The 18,517-nt window shown below is 57.9% G+C and carries 17 protein-coding genes; 8 read left to right on the top strand and 9 right to left on the bottom strand.

All coding sequences use genetic code 11. The features are described from left to right. Nucleotides 1-26: 26 nt before the first annotated feature. Nucleotides 27-779, bottom strand: coding sequence for an IclR family transcriptional regulator (locus tag AC6I8A_RS19670; RefSeq protein ID WP_436331744.1), 753 nt, complete (start codon nucleotides 777-779; stop codon nucleotides 27-29). A gap of 391 nt (nucleotides 780-1,170) precedes the next feature. Here AC6I8A_RS19670 and AC6I8A_RS19665 point away from each other — a divergent pair, with 391 nt between their 5' ends. The 6 genes from AC6I8A_RS19665 (at nucleotide 1,171) to AC6I8A_RS19640 (ending at nucleotide 5,987) form a co-directional block, all read left to right on the top strand. After that, nucleotides 1,171-1,563, top strand: coding sequence for a RidA family protein (locus tag AC6I8A_RS19665; RefSeq protein ID WP_008109150.1), 393 nt, complete (start codon nucleotides 1,171-1,173; stop codon nucleotides 1,561-1,563). Between the two features lie 141 nt (nucleotides 1,564-1,704). Continuing rightward, nucleotides 1,705-2,541: an ABC transporter substrate-binding protein gene (locus tag AC6I8A_RS19660; protein ID WP_497818986.1), complete on the top strand. Its 837-nt coding sequence runs from the start codon at nucleotides 1,705-1,707 to the stop codon at nucleotides 2,539-2,541. Nucleotides 2,542-2,591: 50 nt separating this feature from the next. Continuing rightward, entirely contained in the window at nucleotides 2,592-3,329 is a 738-nt protein-coding gene (locus tag AC6I8A_RS19655) for an amino acid ABC transporter permease (RefSeq protein WP_497818985.1), read from the top strand. Next, nucleotides 3,326-3,970 (top strand): amino acid ABC transporter permease, encoded by a 645-nt coding sequence (locus AC6I8A_RS19650; protein WP_008109156.1) that lies wholly within the window; start codon nucleotides 3,326-3,328, stop codon nucleotides 3,968-3,970. Before AC6I8A_RS19655 ends, AC6I8A_RS19650 begins: the two co-directional genes overlap by 4 nt. After that, nucleotides 3,967-4,704: an amino acid ABC transporter ATP-binding protein gene (locus AC6I8A_RS19645; RefSeq protein WP_497818984.1), complete on the top strand. Its 738-nt coding sequence runs from the start codon at nucleotides 3,967-3,969 to the stop codon at nucleotides 4,702-4,704. The genes AC6I8A_RS19650 and AC6I8A_RS19645 overlap by 4 nt, the downstream gene beginning before the upstream one ends. A gap of 11 nt (nucleotides 4,705-4,715) precedes the next feature. Next, the gene (locus tag AC6I8A_RS19640) at nucleotides 4,716-5,987 is read left to right on the top strand and encodes an alanine racemase (RefSeq protein ID WP_497818983.1); all 1,272 of its coding nucleotides are present in this window, start codon (nucleotides 4,716-4,718) and stop codon (nucleotides 5,985-5,987) included. Between the two features lie 94 nt (nucleotides 5,988-6,081). Here the strand turns inward: AC6I8A_RS19640 and AC6I8A_RS19635 are convergent, their stop codons facing one another. After that, complete coding sequence (locus AC6I8A_RS19635; protein ID WP_008104762.1) at nucleotides 6,082-7,104, bottom strand: LLM class flavin-dependent oxidoreductase; 1,023 nt, start codon at nucleotides 7,102-7,104, stop codon at nucleotides 6,082-6,084. A gap of 204 nt (nucleotides 7,105-7,308) precedes the next feature. Between AC6I8A_RS19635 and AC6I8A_RS19630 the strand changes: the two genes are divergently transcribed. Both AC6I8A_RS19630 and AC6I8A_RS19625 read left to right on the top strand, forming a co-directional pair. After that, complete coding sequence (locus AC6I8A_RS19630; protein WP_497818982.1) at nucleotides 7,309-8,376, top strand: fatty acid desaturase; 1,068 nt, start codon at nucleotides 7,309-7,311, stop codon at nucleotides 8,374-8,376. Next, nucleotides 8,273-9,058, top strand: a complete 786-nt coding sequence (locus AC6I8A_RS19625; RefSeq protein ID WP_497818981.1) for a phosphate/phosphite/phosphonate ABC transporter substrate-binding protein — start codon at nucleotides 8,273-8,275, stop codon at nucleotides 9,056-9,058. Before AC6I8A_RS19630 ends, AC6I8A_RS19625 begins: the two co-directional genes overlap by 104 nt. A gap of 35 nt (nucleotides 9,059-9,093) precedes the next feature. Here the strand turns inward: AC6I8A_RS19625 and AC6I8A_RS19620 are convergent, their stop codons facing one another. From AC6I8A_RS19620 to AC6I8A_RS19590, 7 genes are all read right to left on the bottom strand, one after another. Beyond that, complete coding sequence (locus AC6I8A_RS19620) at nucleotides 9,094-10,434, bottom strand: LLM class flavin-dependent oxidoreductase (protein ID WP_293792452.1); 1,341 nt, start codon at nucleotides 10,432-10,434, stop codon at nucleotides 9,094-9,096. Between the two features lie 10 nt (nucleotides 10,435-10,444). Beyond that, the gene (locus AC6I8A_RS19615) at nucleotides 10,445-12,052 is read right to left on the bottom strand and encodes a dipeptide ABC transporter ATP-binding protein (RefSeq protein ID WP_265301872.1); all 1,608 of its coding nucleotides are present in this window, start codon (nucleotides 12,050-12,052) and stop codon (nucleotides 10,445-10,447) included. Continuing rightward, the gene (locus AC6I8A_RS19610; protein WP_154190070.1) at nucleotides 12,049-12,882 is read right to left on the bottom strand and encodes an ABC transporter permease; all 834 of its coding nucleotides are present in this window, start codon (nucleotides 12,880-12,882) and stop codon (nucleotides 12,049-12,051) included. The genes AC6I8A_RS19615 and AC6I8A_RS19610 overlap by 4 nt, the downstream gene beginning before the upstream one ends. Then, complete coding sequence (locus tag AC6I8A_RS19605) at nucleotides 12,879-13,871, bottom strand: ABC transporter permease (RefSeq protein ID WP_256699022.1); 993 nt, start codon at nucleotides 13,869-13,871, stop codon at nucleotides 12,879-12,881. Before AC6I8A_RS19605 ends, AC6I8A_RS19610 begins: the two co-directional genes overlap by 4 nt. Before the next feature lie 13 nt (nucleotides 13,872-13,884). Then, nucleotides 13,885-15,498: an ABC transporter substrate-binding protein gene (locus AC6I8A_RS19600; protein WP_497818980.1), complete on the bottom strand. Its 1,614-nt coding sequence runs from the start codon at nucleotides 15,496-15,498 to the stop codon at nucleotides 13,885-13,887. A gap of 36 nt (nucleotides 15,499-15,534) precedes the next feature. Then, on the bottom strand, nucleotides 15,535-16,059 hold the full coding sequence (locus AC6I8A_RS19595) for a GNAT family N-acetyltransferase (RefSeq protein ID WP_497818979.1): 525 nt from the start codon (nucleotides 16,057-16,059) through the stop codon (nucleotides 15,535-15,537). Between the two features lie 736 nt (nucleotides 16,060-16,795). Continuing rightward, the gene (locus tag AC6I8A_RS19590; protein ID WP_497818978.1) at nucleotides 16,796-18,409 is read right to left on the bottom strand and encodes an ABC transporter substrate-binding protein; all 1,614 of its coding nucleotides are present in this window, start codon (nucleotides 18,407-18,409) and stop codon (nucleotides 16,796-16,798) included. Between the last annotated feature and the right edge of the window lie 108 nt (nucleotides 18,410-18,517).

The raw sequence follows: 18,517 nt of genomic DNA, 5'->3' as shown, positions 1-18,517 counted from the left end.
TGTAACAGAGTTTTACGAGAGCGCTGTCAGGTGAAATCAGACAGTTTTTGTCCGGAGGTAATGAGTTCCTGCAGCAACATCTTGCGACGCTCCTGCGGCGTATCGCGACTAACCATAAAGCAGATTGCCGCCACGGCTTGACCGCTACGCGAACGAATCGGTGCCGCCATGCAGCAGGTAAAGCTTTCCGACAAGCCTTCCGTCATGCAATAACCAAGTTTTCCAGCGTGATGAATTTCATCAAGAAATGCCTGCTTATCGAGAATCTGCCCGCTGGCGAGGCGATAATCCTCTTCTGGGATCAGATCCAGAATCGCACTATCCGACCAGTTACTCAGCAGTAAGCGGCCGGTCGCGGTCCAGGTAATTGGCACACGCACGCCGATATCGGAGGTGATTTTGAACGGATGCGCATTACTCTCAGAGAGCACCACGGTGTATTTATTGCCTTCCAGCATACAGAGCTGCACGGTTTCGCCGTGGCGCGCCACAATCTCCACCATCAGCTGATGCGCCCGACGGATCAGATCGTTGTGCGCCATATAATCCGCACCGTAATAGTGCATCTCACGGCCAAAGAACACCGCGCCTTCGGCATCCAATTCCACCAAACCAGCTTCACTCAACAGGCTGACTAATTCATAGATGCTGGAACGCGGTGCGCCGGTTGCATCAATCAACGCGCGCATCGACATCGGTTGGCGTGCGCTGTGCAACTGCCGAAAGATATCAATAACCCGGTCAACGCCGCGCGCCCGCGAGGTTTTTTCATCCGGCATAAACTCACTCCTTGGTGGCATAGCTATAAAAGGCATAGGCAATGAAAGAGAGGCATGATACACCGCGCACCAACTTTTACCCATCCCGGATTAAATAAATATTAATCGCCCGCCATTTATTAACCCGATCAATTTTGGTGCCTCATTATGGCGCATTACGCTCACTGAACTTTTATAAAACTACGATAGCGATCACACTCCAATTTAAAAACGCACTCAACTTAAATTTATTTTGCGATCCGGACGACATCACAAAAAATTAAATAGCGGTGCACATATTGCAAAAGAAAAATTCCTGTGCAAATCTTGCCCTATCCAGTATTGCAGATAGCAGTCTGGTATATCAGACAACATAGTAAGCAGCTTTTCGCTGCAACAGGAGCAGGAACGGATGACGATTAAACGTTATGGCGTCGAAGGCGGAACCGGTACTGGCGGGCAGAAACTGCCGTTTGCCCGCGCGGTGGAAGCCGATGGCTGGCTCTACATCTCCGGCCAGACGCCGATGCGCGACGGCGAAGTGGTGGAAGGCGGTATCATTGAACAGACGCAGCTGGCGTTCGAAAACTGTCTCACCATCATGCGCGAAGCCGGTTATCGCGTGGAAGATGTGGTGCATGTCACGGCGGTATTAACCGACGCGCGTTATTTCAGTTCATTTAATAAAGTATTCAGTGAGATATTCAGCGGAAATCCTCCGGCACGTATTTGTAGCGTGCAGGATTTAGTGGTCGACTGCAAAGTCGAAGTCGATATGAAATGCTTCCGCGCCGATCGTAAATAAATATTACGGTTAAAACAGGCTGGCGAATTTTACTTTCTACGCCCACACCAGGACAGCCTGTTATTAATTGATGCCTTTCTATTTTGCTGTGAAATAACGGTATTACACCGTCTCGTCAAAATTTCTAAAGAGAGCATAACAATGAAGACAACATCGCTAAAAGTGAGTCTCAACGTGCTAGCCGGCGCGCTGGTATTACTGACGCTGGCGGGCTGTACGCCAACCGAAGAGAAAAAAGAGGCGGGTGCCGCGCCGCAGTCAGCGCTGCAAACTGTATTGCAACGCGGCACGCTGCGCGTCGGTGACTGCCTGAGCTTTGCGCCGTTTGGGTTTTATGATAAAGACGGCAACCCGGATGGCTACGATGTTGATCTCGCCAAAGCGCTGGCCAAAGAGATGGGCGTAAAGCTGGAAATGGTCAACACCACCAGCGCCAACCGCATTCCTAACCTGCAAACCAATAAAGTGGATGTGGTGTTCTGTAACTTCACCCGCAATCTGGAACGCGCCAAAGAGATCGGCTTCACCAACCCGTATGTGGTGGCGAGTGAAGCGATGCTGGTGCGCAAAAATAGCGGCATTCAGTCCGCACACGATATGGGCGGCAAAACCATCGCCACGGTAAAAGGCTCTACTAACGGCGATGAAGTGCGCAATCTGGGCATCGACGTAAAAATCCAGGAGTACGACTCATCGCAAGCGGCCATCCTCGCGGTGAAACAGGGCCAGGCCGATGCGATGATCGAGGATAACAACTTCCTCGCCTATCAGGCCAAGCTTGACCCAACGTTAACCGTGACCAACGAAGCGCTGGTGCCGCTGGAATACAACGCCTTCGGCGTGAAACAGGGCGATCAGGTCTGGACCAACTACCTCAACGAATTCCTGTTTGAAATTAACGCCTCCGGCGAAAACGCCCAGCTGTATCAGAAATGGTTCGGCAACAAACCGCGTTACCCGCTGAATCCGCAATATTGATCCCCACGCGGCGCGGCAGCAGATGCTGCGCCGCCCGAAGGAGCAGAACCATGAGTTATCAATGGCTAACCCTGTGGCGCTACGCCGACACTTTTCTTGACGCCGCGTGGCTCACTTTGCAGGTGACGTTGCTGGCGTTTGCGCTGGCGGTGGCGCTCGGTTTGCTCTCGGCGCTGGCGAAAGCGTCGCCGCTGGCCCTGTTGCGCTGGATCAGTCACTGCTACGTTGAGTTCATTCGCAACACGCCGGTGCTGCTGCAGATCTTTATCATCTTCTTTGGTCTGCCATCGCTCGGCATCACCATGAGCGCCTTTACGGCGGGTGTGCTGGCGCTGGGGATTAACGTTGGTGCCTACCTGTCCGAAACCTTCCGCGCGGGGATTCAATCGGTGCCGAAAGGGCAGCTTGAAGCCGCGTGGGTGCTGGGCATTCCGCGTCGTCAGGTGTTTCTCACCGTGGTGCTGCCGCAAGCGGCGCGCGCGGTGTGGCCCGCCATTATCAACAACCTGATTCAACTGCTGCTCGGCACTTCTTTGCTGTCAGCGATTGCGCTGCCTGAGTTAACCGGCACCGCCACGGTGATCAACGCGCGTACGCTGCTGTATATCCAGACCTTTAGCGTGGTGGCCTTGGTGTATCTGGTGCTGAGCAACCTGTTCTCCTGGCTGGGCACGATTGCAGGACGGCGCATGTTCCACCCGCCGCTGGTGACCCCGATAAAAAAGTCCGCCTGGTGGTGGGCAAGAAAATGGCTGACTAATCCAGTGAAACGGGAGAACGCGCTATGAACGAGTTAATCATCAGTTCGTTACCGATTCTGCTGAAAGGGCTCGGTATCACGCTGCTGCTGTCGGTGGCTGCGATTATTGGCAGTACGCTGCTGGGCTTGCTGGCGGCGGTGTTGCGCACCAGCCGCTTGCCGGTTCTGAAGCAGATTGCGGTGATCTACACCGAGTTGTTCCGCGGCACGCCGGTGCTGATCACGCTGATGTTCATTTACTTCGGCGTGGCCTATTTCGGCTATGACATCAACCTGTTTGCCGCCGGTATTCTGGGTCTGAGCATCTATCAGGGCGCGTATATCGCCGAGGTGTTCCGCGCCGGTATCGAAGCGGTGCCGAAAGGCCAGTGGGAAGTATCATGGATTTTGGGCCTGTCCAAACGCCAGACTTTTATGAGCGTGATCCTGCCGCAAACGCGCGGCATCGTGCTGCCGCCGCTGGCGGGCCAGTATCTTTCCCTGATCAAAGATACCTCGATCGTCAGCATGATCGGCATGTCCGAACTGATGCATCAGGGCCAGGCAATTGTCGACCGCATCGGTCAACCGGTCATTGTTTACGGCCTGGTCGCCCTGCTCTACTTCGCTGTCTGCTTCCCGCTTTCCCGTTGGGTTCAACATCATCAAACCAGGAGCCAAATCTCATGAGCAAATCCGCCATTACCTTAAGCCGGATAACCAAATCGTTTGGCGCAACTCAGGTGCTGAAAGAGATCAGCCTTGATGTTTCACAGGGGGAAGTGCTGGTGCTGATTGGCGCGTCCGGATCCGGCAAAAGTACTGTATTGCGCATCATGAGCGGGCTGGAAGTGGCCGACGGCGGAGAAGTGTGGGTCAACGACGTGCCGCTGCATCAACGCAAACGCGCCAGTGAAATTTGCGGCCACGTTGGCATGGTATTTCAGCAGTTCAACCTGTTCCCGCACAAAACCGCGCTCGGCAACGTGACGCTGGCGCTGATCATAGCGCAAAAGCTGTCGGAGGCCGAAGCCACTAAACGCGGCATGGCGGCACTGACGCGTGTCGGACTCGCCGAGCGCGCGCATCACTATCCGGCGCAGCTTTCCGGTGGTCAGCAGCAGCGGGTGGCGATTGCCCGTGCGCTGGCGGTAGAACCGAAAATCATGTTCTTCGATGAAGCCACCTCAGCGCTGGATCCCGAATTGGTGGGCGAAGTGATGGAAGTGATGCGCAGCCTGGCGCGTGAAGGCATGACCATGGTGGTGGTGACGCATGAGATGGGCTTTGCGCGCAAAACCGCTGACCGCGTGGTGTTTATGGATCAGGGCGTAATTGCCGAACAAGGTTCGCCCGAGCAAATCTTCGTCAACCCGCAGAACCCGCGCACTCAGCAGTTCTTATCACGCGTACTTGAGCATTAACAGGAGGATCTATGTCGATTCGCTTTCCGCTGCAGGCGGATGGATTACTGGATGCGCAGCAAACCGCACCACGTTTTAAATCGGTCGCGGGTGCAGGTGATGCGCCGCTGGCTGTCGGCACCGCAGTACTCAGCAGCGATCAGGTGTTTTCGCCGCTGATGATCATGAAACAGTCGGCGCTGGAGAATAACCTGCGCCAGCTGGCGGACTTCTGCCGTGAAAACGGCGTGATGCTCGCCGCGCACGGGAAAACCTCGATGTCGCCCGCCATTCTGCGCCGCGCAATTACTGAAGGCGGCGCGTGGGGTTTGGGTGCCGCCACGCCCGCACAAGTACGTGCGCTGCGCCAGTTCGGCATCCGCAATGTGTTTCTCGCCAATCAGCTGGTCGATCCGGCGGGCATTCGCTGGATTGCGCAGTGGCAACAGCAACATCCCGATCACGGCTTCCTGTGCTATGTCGATTCGCTGCAAGGCGTGAAGCTGTTGGCGCAGAACCTCGGCGATAGCCAGATTTCGGTGCTGCTGGAGATGTCAGTCAGCGGTGGCCGCACCGGCTGTCGTTCTCAGCAGGACGCAGTAGCGATTGCCGAAGCGATCGCCGCCTGCCCCGCGCTGAAGCTGGTGGGCGTGGCCGGTTATGAAGGTGCGCTGGGTGCAAACCGTGATGAAAGCGGCATTCAACGCGTGAAGGATTACTGCCAGATGATGATCGCTACCGCTGAATTGCTGGCAGAAAAGCAGCTGTTCAGCAGCGATCACATTATCCTCAGCGCCGGTGGCGGTGCGTGGTTTGATGTGGTGACGGCGTGCTTCACCGCAGCACAACTGCCGTTGCCGATGACGCCACTGATCCGTTCCGGTGCTTATATGGCGCACGACAGCGGATTGTATGCGCGCATCGCGCCCTTTGCTCAGCCGGGTGCGACACATCATTTTGCCGCCGCGCTGGAGATTTGGGGCCGCGTATTATCGCGTCCAGAGCCGGGATTGGCGTTTGTGGATTTTGGCCGCCGCGATGTGCCGTTCGATCAGGACCTGCCGAATCCGCTGTGGATCCGCAACGCCGATGGCAGCGCACCACGCAAGGCGACGCATTTGCGTATCAGTGATGTGAACGATCAGCATGCTTATTTGTTATTGCCGGATGATGAGCCGCTGCAGGTGGGCGATTGGGTCGGCTGCGGTATTTCCCATCCTTGTACCGCTTTCGATAAATGGCGCTATCTGCCGCTGGTAGATGATGATTATTGCGTCACAGATTCACTGGAAACAGCGTTTTGATGGGTTTTTGAACGAGATTTTGTACCTGGTTTTGTAAGGTCGCCATTAATGGCGACCCTACGACAAACGGTGCGCATTGCTGCGCACCTTATACTTAACGCCAACCCAACTCCGGTGCAACGTGGGTCAAAATGCTCTCAATCACGTGCGCACAATAATCCACGCCTAACTGGTTCGGGATGGTCAGCAGCAGCGTATCCGCTTCAGCAATCCCTTCGTCCTGCGCCAGCTGTTTGATCAACTGATCCGGCTCGGCGGCGTAGCTGCGACCAAAGATGGCGCGGGTTTTCTCGTCGAGGAAACCCACCGAATCCTGATCCTGGCCACTGCGACCAAAGTAGGCGCGGTCGGTGTCGTTGGTCAGCGCAAAGATGCTGCGGCTCACCGAAACACGCGGCGTACGCTGATGGCCCGCCGCTTCCCATGCCTGACGATAGGCACGAATCTGCTTCGCCTGCTGCACGTGGAACGGCTCGCCGGTTTCATCATCTTTCAGGGTAGAGCTTTGCAGGTTCATGCCCTGCTGCGCTGCCCAGATGGATGTTGCGTTGGAACCAGAACCCCACCAGATACGCTCACGCAATCCAGCCGAGAACGGCTCCAGACGCAGCAAGCCCGGCGGATTCGGGAACATCGGCTGCGGATTCGGTTTCGCGAAACCTTCACCGCGAAGCACTTCCAGCAATTCCTCGGTATGACGACGGCCCATATCGGCATCGCTTTCGCCGTTCTGCGGATCAAAACCAAAGTAGCGATAGCCTTCGATCACTTGCTCTGGTGAGCCACGGCTCAGGCCGAGCTGCAGACGACCGTTAGAAATCAGATCCGCCGCGCCGGCATCTTCCGCCATGTACAACGGGTTTTCGTAACGCATATCGATCACGCCGGTACCAATTTCGATCTTTTTGGTACGCGCACCCACCGCCGCCAGGAGCGGGAACGGCGAGCTCAACTGACGCGCAAAGTGGTGCACGCGGAAGTAGGCACCATCGGCACCCAACTCTTCGGCCGCGACCGCTAAATCAATTGATTGCAGCAGGACGTCCTGCGCCGAACGGGTGGCAGATTGTGATGATGGGGTCCAGTGACCAAAGGATAAGAAGCCAATCTTTTTCATGCTGGAATTCTCCTCGTGAGCCACGCAGGCTCAAACGTTTTCAATGCAGCAAGGTTACGCCACAGACGAGGTGACTGATAGCCAATAGATTTCGCGCGCTTCATCAACTTTTTTGCATAAGTAAGAAAAAGAGATTCTTTGTGTTCATCACGGTGTTCAATCATCGTCAGAGGCCTAATCACTGTTCACAGGTTCGGCTTCTCCATGAGTAAAGGGACATCCGCCTATCTCAGCGCGCAACAGCGCGAGGTGGTGCATCAACTGGCACGCAGCTGGCTGTGGCGCAGCGAATTGCCGACGTGGCTATTGATGGTGGCGGTGTACGGCGGCTGGTTCGCCAGCGTTGTCTATTGGCAAACGCTGGGATTAACCTTGAGCACGCTGCTGCTGATCCTTTTTACCACCTGGTATATGTCGCTGCAGCACGAGATGATTCACGGCCACCCGACGCGTTTTCCCCGTTTCAATCAGCTGTTCGGTACGCTGCCGCTGGCGGTGTGGTATCCATATGGTTTATATCGCGATTCGCATCTGGCGCATCATCGCAATCACACGCTGACCGATCCCGATGAAGATCCGGAAACCTACTACCTTTCACCGCAGCGCTGGGCGCAACTCAAGCCGTGGCAGCAGCAGGTGATTCATCTGCGCAACACCTTTCCCGGTCGTTTGCTGATCGGCCCGCTGCTGGATATGGGTGCCACTCTCAAAACCTTGCTGCATGCCTTTATCCAACGCGATACATCGGCGATGACGATGTGGATCATTCATCTCAGCTTGCTGAGCGGGCTGTTTTACTGGATGACGCTGCACGGTTTCTCGCCGCTGTGGTTCGTGCTGGCGGTGAGTTATCCGGCGCTGATGCTGACCAAAGTGCGATCGTTCTACGAGCATCGCGCCGAAGAAGAACCGCTGGCGCGCTCGGTCAATAATGAAGCCGCGCTGCCGTGGCGCTTGCTGTTCCTCAATCTCAACTATCATTCTGTACATCACGATCTGCCCGGTTTGCCGTGGTACGGATTACGCAAAGTCTATTTGCTCTATCGCGATGGCTATCATCAGCGTAATCACGGTTTTCGCGTCGCCGGTTATGGCGAGTGGATAACCCGCTTCTGGCGCAAATCGGTCGAGGTTAATGCCCATCCGGGTACGCAAAAGGATGCACAGGATGCCCACGCTTTCGTTACCGATGTACGACATCAATCATCAGGCGACTATCGGCCTGACCTCAGCGCTAACGACGCTGCTGCAACAACGCGGCGTGCCAGCTGAAGTTAGCTGGCCGCAGGATTTGCTGCCGCACTGGCGCGATGAGCAACTGCTGCTGAGCCAAACCTGCGGTTATCCGCTGGTAGAACTGCTACCCGATGTGCAGCTGGTCGGCACCTTTCACTCCAGCGCGCAGGGCTGCGACGGCATGCGCTATCGCAGTTGGCTGGTGGCACGCCGCGAAGATGAGAACCTGACGCTCAGCGATTTCTGTGGTCGGCGCGCGGTGTGCAACAGCAACGATTCGCACTCCGGCTTTAACGCGCTGCGCTACGTGATTGCCTCGCTGGCGCAGAACGGGAAATTCTTCAGCGAAACGCGTTTCAGCGGCAGCCATCGTCAGTCGCTGACGGCGTTGCGGGCGGGCGATGCGGATGTCGCAGCGATTGATTGCATCACCTGGGCCCTGCTGCGCCGCAATTATCCAGAGGAACTGGCCGGGCTGGAGATCATCGGCGAAACGCCGCTGTGCGCCGCGCTGCCGCTAATTACGTCGGCCAAAACCGATGCGAAAACCCTTGAGAAACTGCGCTGTGCGTTGAGCGAACTGACCCGCGATAAGCGTTATCAGGATCTGCTGGCGGAGTGTTTGATCAGCGGGTTCAGCGTGAGCGATCGGGCGTTTTATGACGAAGTGCGGGAGTGGAAGGATCGCGCCGCCGCGCTCGGCGTGACAGCATTATAATCGTATGGTCGCCATTTATGGCGACCTTGCCAACATTACGCTACCTGCTCACGACTACGCTGCACCGCGAACTGGTTTGCCGGCTCGTCCAATCCCAGGTTCTCGCGCAGCGTCTCGCCTTCATACTCTTTGCGATAAATACCCCGCGCCTGCAACAGCGGAATCACCTGCGCCACGAAATCATCAAATGCGGTTGGCGTGCCGCCGCGCACGATAAAACCGTCGGTTGCGCCCTGCAGGAACCAGTTTGCCAGCCCTTCCGCTACCTGCTCCGCCGTACCCAGGAAACTCGGGCGCGGCGTGGCTTCTTCCAGCGCCGCCTGACGTAGCGTTAAGCCCCGTTCGCGGGCGTTCTGTTTGATCTTGTCGGTGGTGCTGCGGAAGCTGTTGCTGCCGAGTTCGCCAATATCCGGGAAAGGGGCATCCAGCGTATACTGACTGAAATCATGATGCTCGAAGTAGCGGCCAAGATACTCCAGCGCTTTATCGATGGTCACCAGTTCGGCGGTTTGCTGATAGCGGCGCTCGGCGTCTTCCTCGGTTTCACCAATAATCACGCTGATGCCCTGGAACACACGAATCTCATCGGCATCGCGCCCGCGTGCCACCAGTTGGCGGCGGACGTCTTCACGGAACTCGCGCGCCTGCTCGAGCGTTTCCTGGCGCGTATAAATGGCATCGGCGGCTTCGGCAGCGAAGGCTTTGCCCGCTTCCGAAGCACCCGCCTGAAACACAATCGGACGTCCCTGCGGCGAGCGACCGACGTTGAGCGGTCCCTGCACCGAGAAGTAGTGTCCTTGATGATTCAGCGTATGCAGCTTGTCGGCGGCGAAGAATTCCCCGCTCTGTTTATTGCGCACAAAGGCATCGCCTTCCCACGAATCCCACAGCCCTTTCACCACCTGCAAATATTCGCTGGCGACGCGATAGCGCTCGTCATGCTCGGGATGCGTGCTGCGCGAGAAATTTTTTGCCGAGCCTTCCAGCGGCGAGGTCACCACGTTCCAGCCAACGCGACCGCCGCTCAGATGGTCGAGGCTGGCGAACTGGCGCGCCACGGTAAACGGCTCGCTGTAGGAGGTTGAAAGCGTGGCGACCAGACCGATTTTTTTAGTCACCAGCGACAGCGCCGACAGCAAGGTGATCGGCTCAAAGCGGTTAAGAAAGTGCGGAATCGACTGCGGCGTGATGTACAAACCGTCAGCGACAAACAGGAAATCGATCTTCGCCTGCTCGGCTTTACGCGCCAAATCCAGCACGTAATCGATGTTAATGCTGGCATCCGCCACCGCATCGGGATGACGCCATGCCGACATGTTGCCGGATACGCCCTGAATAATCGCGCCCAGCCGCAGCTGGCGTTGTGTCTGACTCATTCTGCTCTCCTTAGTATGCGTTCGCGGGCTGCCAGTCGGGAATGACCGGCAGCGCCTGTAACAGCTTTTGCGTCCACGGATGCTGCGGCGCGGCGAACACCTGCTGCAGCGCCCCGCTCTCCACCACTTGCCCGTTCTGCATCACCAGCACGCGATCCGCCAGATGCTGTATCACGCCAAGATCGTGAGAGATAAACAGCAGTGCGGTGCCGTGTTCAGCCTGCATATCGGCCAGCAGATCCAGCACCTGCGCCTGTACCGAAACATCGAGCGCGCTGACCGGTTCATCGGCCACCAGCAGCGCCGGATTCGGCGCAAAGGCGCGCGCAATTGCCACGCGCTGGCGCTGACCGCCGGAAAGCTGTTGCGGATAACGCTGCAGGAAGCGGTCACCAAGCTGCACTTCATCGAGCAGCTGGCGCACGCGCTGACGCCGTGCATCGCCGTAAATTCCGGCGCTATCGAGGCTTTCGCCGATAATTTTTTCCACCGTGTAGCGCGGATCAAATGAGCTGAACGGGTCCTGCGCGATCAGCTGTAGCCGCGCACGCCGGGCGCGACGCGCTTTCTCCGGCAGACGATCCCAGCGCTCGCCTTCCAGTAGCAGCGTGCCGCTGTCCGGTTCGGTTAAGCCCATCACCACTTTCACCAGCGAGGTTTTACCGGAGCCGGATTCGCCAACCACGCCAAGCGTTTCCCCGGCGTGCAGCCTAAAGTTGATGTCGTTGAGCACCAGACGATCGCCGTAAGCTTTATGCAGACCGATCCCTTCCAGCAGCGGCGCGCTGCTGCGTGTCGGACGCGGCGGCAGCGGCGTCGGTTCTGCGGCGCTAAGGCGCAAACCGCGTGTGGCGGGCGTTGGCACCGCGCGCAGCAGGCGCTGCGTCCAGGCGTGCTGCGGACGATTGAGCAGCGGGCCGCTATTGCCCTGCTCCACCACTTCGCCATCGCGCATCACCAGCACGCGATCCGCCAGTTCCGCTACCACCGCCAAATCGTGACTGATCAGCAGCAGACCGTGGCCGTCGCGGCGGCGCTGCGCCAGCAGTTGCAGGATCTGGCGCTGAACCGTCATGTCCAGCGCGGTGGTCGGTTCATCGGCAATCAATAAAGTTGGCGTGCCGGCCAGCGCGGTAGCAATCAACGCACGCTGACGCTGGCCGCCCGAAAGTTGATGCGGATAACGTTCGAGGCGGCTTTCGGCATCGTGAATGCCCGCCGCCTTCAGCAGTTCGATGCTTTTATCCTGCAAATGGCCGCGATGACCGGCGGCGCTTAGCGCATCACTCAGCTGCTGACCAATGCGGCGCAGCGGATCGAGCGACACCAGCGCGTCCTGCAACACATAGCCAATGCGGCGACCGCGCAGCGCGTGCCAGTCGCTGCGGCTGGCGTGGCGCATATCGCGTCCATCGATGGTGAAACGGTCGGCGGTTAACACCGCGCCTTCCGGCAGCAGACCAAGCAGGCTGCGCGCGGTCAGGGTTTTGCCGGAACCGGATTCCCCGACCAGCGCCACCGATTCGCCCGCCGCGACTTGCAGGTTGAGGTTTTTCACCACCTGCTGCGGCCCGAAACGGATTGAGAGATTCTGGATATCAATAAATGGCTGGCTCATGCAGATCGTCCTTCAAAACGTGCCTGCCAGTAACGCCCGAGCGTATTCACCGCAATCACCGTCAGCGTAATAAACACGCCCGGCCACACGGCAATCCACCACGCGTTACGCAGATAGTTGCGTCCTTCCGCCAGCATCAGGCCCCATTCGGCGGTCGGCGGCTGCGGCCCCATGCCGAGAAAACTCAATCCGGCGGTGCCGATAATCGCGGTGCCGAGCCCCAGCGTGGCCAGCGCCGGCACCTGCGCAATGGCGTGCGGCAGGATGTGACGCGTGATCAGCGTGAAGCGCGACAGGCCAAAGGTGCGCGCCTGCTCAACGTAGCCGGAGGTCATTACGCTGTAGGTTTGTGCCCGCACCACGCGGGCAAAACGCGGCACCGACGCGACGCCGAGCGCGATAATCAGGTTGTTGGTGCCGGGCCCGGTAAAGGCGATCAGCATTAGCGCCAGCAGCAGATCGGGAAAGGCGGAAATCACATCTACCGCGCGGCTCAGCAGCTCATCCACCACGCCACGCGCTAGCGCCGCCACCAATCCCAGCAAGGTGCCAAATACCACCGCCAGCGCCATCGCCGCCACGCTGATCAAAAGCGAATAGCGGCTGCCGTAGATCACGCGCGTCAGCAGATCGCGTCCCAACTGGTCGGTGCCTAACCAATGTTGCGCCGACGGCGGCAGCTGCGCGTTAACCGGATCGGCCAGCAGCGGATCGCTGTGCGCCAGCCACTGCGGCGCGATCACCGCGATAGCCAATACAATGAGAAACAGAATCGCCGCCCACACCGCAGCAGGCAGCGCAACCGGAAGACGTTGCAGCGCGGCAATCATGATTTGCTCTCCCCGCGCAGACGCGGATCAATCCACAGCGACAGGATATCAACCAGGGTGCTCATCACCACGTAGATCAGCGCCGAGAGAATCGCCACCGCCAGCACCACCGGCAGATCCTGCGCCAGCACCGCATCGACGGTGAGTTTGCCGAGGCCGGGACGACCAAATACCTGTTCGGTGATCACCGCGCCACTCAGCAATCCGCCCACCAGCCAACCGGTCAAAGTCACCGCTGGCAACGCCGCATGACGCAACGCGTGGCGCAGACGAATAGTGGTTTCCCCCACGCCCCACGCGCGCAACGTCAGGGTGAATGGCGCATCCAGCGCGCGCTCCAGTTCACGGCGCAGCAGCTGCGCGATCACCGCGCCCTGCGCCAGACCAAGCGCTAGCGCCGGTAGCACCAGCGACGACAGCGAGCGATCGCCCGCCACCGGGAACCAGCGCAGCGTGAAGCTGAAAATAAACAGCAGCACGATGCCCATCCAGAAAGAGGGCGTGGACGCCAGCAGCAGTTCCACGCTGTTAGCCACGCGGCGACCAATGCGACGATGCGCGGTGCCGACGGCAATCACCAGCGCAAAGATGATGCTGACCAGCAGCGCCGCCAGCGTCAGTTTGATGGTGGGCCACAGCTGCGTGGCCAGCAGATGGCTGACTTCGGTGTTGAGCATGTAAGAACGGCCAAAATCGCCGTGCAGCACGCGCCACATATAGTGCAGATATTGCCACCACAGCGGTTCGTTCAGGCCCCATTCAGCGCGAATCGCTGCCTCAATAGCGGGTGTGCGCAGCTGCTCACCGATCAGCAGGCTGACGATATCGCCCGGCGCCAGATGCACGCCGAGAAAGGCCAGCGATACCGCCGCCCACAGCACCAGTACGCCGCCCAGCAGACGGCTGACGATGCGGCGCGTCAGGTCGCTGCGCCACACCGATGGCCGACGCGCGCGTGGCGTGCGGGTAACAATGCTTTCCAGACTCATCTTCGCCTCCTGATTAGTGGTCGCTGAGCCAGATGTCGTACGCGTTCTCCGGCATCTGTTTAAAACTGCGGAAACCGGCACCGTGCACGTAGCTGGCGGTGGCGATCTGGTCTTCGGGTTCATACAGCGGGATCGCCAGCGCCTGCTGTGGCAGCGCGTATTGCTGCAGCTGGCTGTAGAATTTACGGCGCTGATTGATATCCAGCGTCGCTGCCGCCTGGTCGAGCCATCCGTTGATTTGCGCGCTGTTGACGCGGCTGTAGTTAATCGGCCCGCCGGCTTTCACCGGGCGATAGTGGTTTTCAATATCGATGCCGTCGGTTTCAGTGTTCGAGTTAGCAATCGAGCCAAAATGGCCGGTGTTACGCACGTCGGTGTAGGTGCCGGAATCGACGTAGCGCAGTTTGAGGTCCACGCCGAGACGCTGGCGCGCCTGCGCCTGAACCGCCTGCAACAGCACATCGCGCTGATCGCGCACCGTTGCCTGCGCCTGAATCACCTCAATGCTCAAACGCTGGCCGTCTTTAATACGAAAACCGTCGCTGTCGCGCGTTTGCCAGCCCGCTTCATCCAGCAGCTGATTGGCGGCGGCGGGATTGTTACCGTACTGCCCTTCGAGATCGTTGTTGTAGAGCGGATCGACAGGCGAGGTAATACCCCACGCGCGGGTACGTTCACCGCGATACACCAACTTGAGTAGCGGATCGATGTCCAGCCCTTGCAGTAATGCCTGACGCACTTTCACATCCTGCGTCGGCCCGTATTCCACGTTGAGGAACAGCGAATACGGCGTGCCGGTATTCAGCGCATGCTGATAGGTAAAATCGGGGTTGTCTTTGAATTCACCCGCGTCATTGCCAGAGATGCCTTCAATCGCGTCCAACTGACCGGACAGCAGCGCGCCGGTGCGCACCGAGGATTCCGGCAGGAAGCGATAGGTGACGCGTTCCAGATATGCCGGGCCTTGATGCTTAGCGGTGGCGGGTGCCCAGTTGTAATTGGGATTGCGTACGAATGTCACCTGCTGGCCTTTCTCGTAGCTTTCGATAATAAATGGCCCGGTGCCCGCGATCTCTTTGCCACCGGCTTTCAGCTGCGGTGAGTTCCAGCTGGCCGGGGCCAGAATCTGCAATTTGGCGGCGAACGACAGGAACGGCGAATAGCCCTGCTTCAGCGTGATGGTAACGGTGTGATCGTCCGGCGTCGCCACGCTGGCAATGCGCGCGCCCAAGGCACAGATGCTGCTACCGGCGCAATACTTCGCATCCTGCACATGGCGGAAATTATCCGCCACCGCGTTGGCATCCAGCTTCTCGCCGTTGGAGAAGGTGACATCGCGACGCAGGCTAAAGCGATACGCTTTGCCGTCCGGGCTGACCTCATAACTTTCTGCCAGCCAGGGTACGAAACTGCCGTCGGTACGGCGCGCCAGCAGCGATTCCCACACGTTACGCAACGTCACTTCCGCCTTGGATTGCCCATTCAGCTGCGGGTTAAACGGTACAGGTTCAGTTTCGACGCCAAAGGTTAAGCTGCCACCGCTGCGCGGTTGCTCAGCGGCGAAAAGTGATGCGCTTCCCAGCAGGCAGATGGCACCCAGCGCGAGAGTGATTGAATTCGCTTTCATAAGATCCTTGGTGGTTGCAGGTGCTTTTTTAGTTGTTCAGGCGATTTTGGCGATGGGTTGATCGGCTGGCGGGTTGAATTCCTTTTTCAGAAACACCAGCGCTTCGCCTAATGGATTGGTACGGTGATGAAACGGTTGATAACCGCGACGCAGATAAAGCTCGCTCAGCCATGGATGCTTGATGGCGGTGGCGAGATAGACGCCCGGCGCTTTCAACGTCTCTTTCAGCAGGGTTTCTTCGGCGTAGGTAATGATGTCGCGGCCGTAGCCCTGCCCTTTGTAATCAGGGTCGACGGCGAACCAGTGGATAAACGGCAGCGACGAAGGCGCATGTTCATCCTGCTGCCACGGAAAACGCACCGTGACGGTCGCTACCGCGCGTTTCCATTTGCGCAGCACCAGCACGGTTTCCTGCTCGATGACGCGGCGAACCTGCTCGACGTTGCCCTGTGAAATGGTGAAATGCACATCCAGCGCCACCAGCGCGGCGTAGGCACGCTGTAATAACGCAAATATTTCTTCCGCATCGTCGGGTCTGGCAACTTCAATTAGCTGACTCATGGTGACCGTTTCCTTATTCAATCCTGCCGGAAGTATTAAAATCCGGCGGATTAAAGTAAACCGAGAATAACGGCAATCGATTTGTTGAATATGGGAAATGGTATTTTATTGCGAGGCAATAATGCCCACGGAAATAAAACCCTCGTAGGGTCGCCATTAATGGCGTAATGCTTGTCAGTTAAGCAAGCATTTTGCTTTGAACAGGTAGCGGGCTCTGACGCATCTGCTGCGTCACGGGCCGTTCTCGCGCCGCTTACGCGGTACCTTCGGCTTCAGCGTTGTGCCAAACGGACCGTTCGCGGATCGGCCGTCCTGGCCGGCCCCGAACTGCCTCACGCATCCCTGCGTGAGGCTCCTGGCCCAACGTAAAAGCCTCAGCGCTGCGGATAGCCCTTTTGCCGCAGCAGACGCGCCAGCGCCTTTAGCAAATGTGCCCTTTTCAAAAACACGCACAGAAGGTTCGGAGCAGGCCGGGGCCACTTTTGGGCAGGCAATCCGCAGCGCTGAACGAAGCGAGGAAGCCAGGAGAGCCCGCAGGACGCGGGCGAAAGGCGGTGCCGGGACAGGACGTCCCGTCTCAGCCGGTCCGTCAGGCAGACGAGCGAAGTGAAGGTACCGCGCTAGCGGCGCGAGGACCGCCGGACCAAAAGTGGTCCCGGTCTGCGCACTCGTCGTTGGCTTAACTGACAAGCATTACGCCATTTATGGCGACCCTACGGTGACGGAACGGGCGATATTACGGTTTAGTTACCCACACATCGTAAACGCTTTCTGGCATCTGCTTATAGCTGCGGAAACCGTAGCCGTGCACGTAGCTGGCGGTGGCTAACTGATCTTCCGGTTCATACAGCGGCACTGCCAGCGCGAGTTGCGGTAGCGCGACCTGCTGCAGTTGGCTGTAGAAATCGCGGCGCTGCTTGAGATCCAGCGTGCTGGCGGCTTTATCCAGCAAGCCATTGATCCTCTGATCGTTGACGCGGCTGTAGTTAATTGCGCCGCCCTGAGCGATCGGACGATAGTGGTTTTCGATATCCACACCATCGGTTGGCGTGTTGGAGTTGGCGATAGTGCCAAACTTTCCGCTTTTACGCACATCCGCATACGTACCCGAATCCACGTAGTTCAGCTTGAGATCGACGCCAAGACGCTGACGCGCCTGCGCCTGAATTGCCTGCAGCAGCACATCGCGCTGATCGCGCACCGTCGCCTGCGCCTGAATCAACTCAATGCGCAGACGCTGGCCCTCTTTAGTGCGGAAACCTTCGCCATCACGGGTTTTCCAGCCGGCTTCATCCAGCAGCTTGTTGGCCGCATCAGGATTGTTGCCGTATTTGCCCTCCAGCTCTTTGTTGTAAAGCGGATCGATGGGCGACGTGATGCCCCACGCGCGGGTACGCTCGCCGCGATACACCGACTTCAGCAGCGGATCGATATCCAGTCCTTGCAGTAACGCCTGGCGCACTTTCACATCCTGCGTCGGGCCATATTCCACGTTAAGAAACAGCGAATACGGCGTGCCGGTATTCAGCGCATGCTGATAGGTAAAGTCGGGATTGTCTTTGAATTCACCGGCATCGTTACCCGAAATGCCTTCAATCGCATCAACCTGACCAGACAGCAGCGCGCCGGTGCGCACTGAGGATTCCGGCAGGAAGCGATAGGTCACGCGATCGAGATATGCCGGTCCCTGATGCTTCGCGGTGGCCGGTGCCCAGTTGTATTTCGGGTTTTTAACGTAGGTCACCTGCTGGCCTTTCTCATAGCTTTCGAGAATAAACGGCCCGGTGCCCGCCAGATCTTTGCCGCCCGATTTCAGCTGCGGTGATTTCCAGCTGGCCGGTGCCAGAATCTGTAAGCCCGCTGCGAAGGACAGGAACGGTGAATAAACCTCTTTCAGGGTGATCACCACAGTATGATCGTCCGGCGTTTCAATCTTCTCGATGTGCGAACCCATCAGGCACAAACTGGTGCCGGCGCAATATTGCGCGACCTGAGTTTGACGGAAGTTATCAGCTACCGCGTTGGCATCGAATTTCTCGCCGTTGGAGAAGGTGACGTCCTGACGCAGATTAAAGCGGATCACTTTGCCATCCTGGCTGGCCTCATAACTTTGCGCCAGCCACGGCACAAAACTGCCGTCCGGACGCCGCGCCAGCAGCGATTCCCAGAAGTTACGCAGCGTGATTTCCGCTTTATCCTGACCATTAAGCTGCGGGTTAAAAGTGGTCGGTTCGGTTTCAACACCCACCGTTAAGCTGCCACCGCTAACCGGTTGATCGGCGGCCACGGCGTTAATCGCGCTTCCCAGCAGGCTAAAACCTAATGCCAAAGCTATTGAAGTTAATTTCATATTGTCCTTGGTGATTGCAGGTAAATATTATGTATGACCTTAATCTGGCCTGTATTAATTCCCGCTGAATTATTAAAACCCGGACAAATAAATGTAAAACGACAATAG

Source organism: Pantoea sp. X-Soil-ISGK-275 (assembly GCF_059730795.1).
This window is presented reverse-complemented; position numbering and strand designations above follow the sequence as displayed.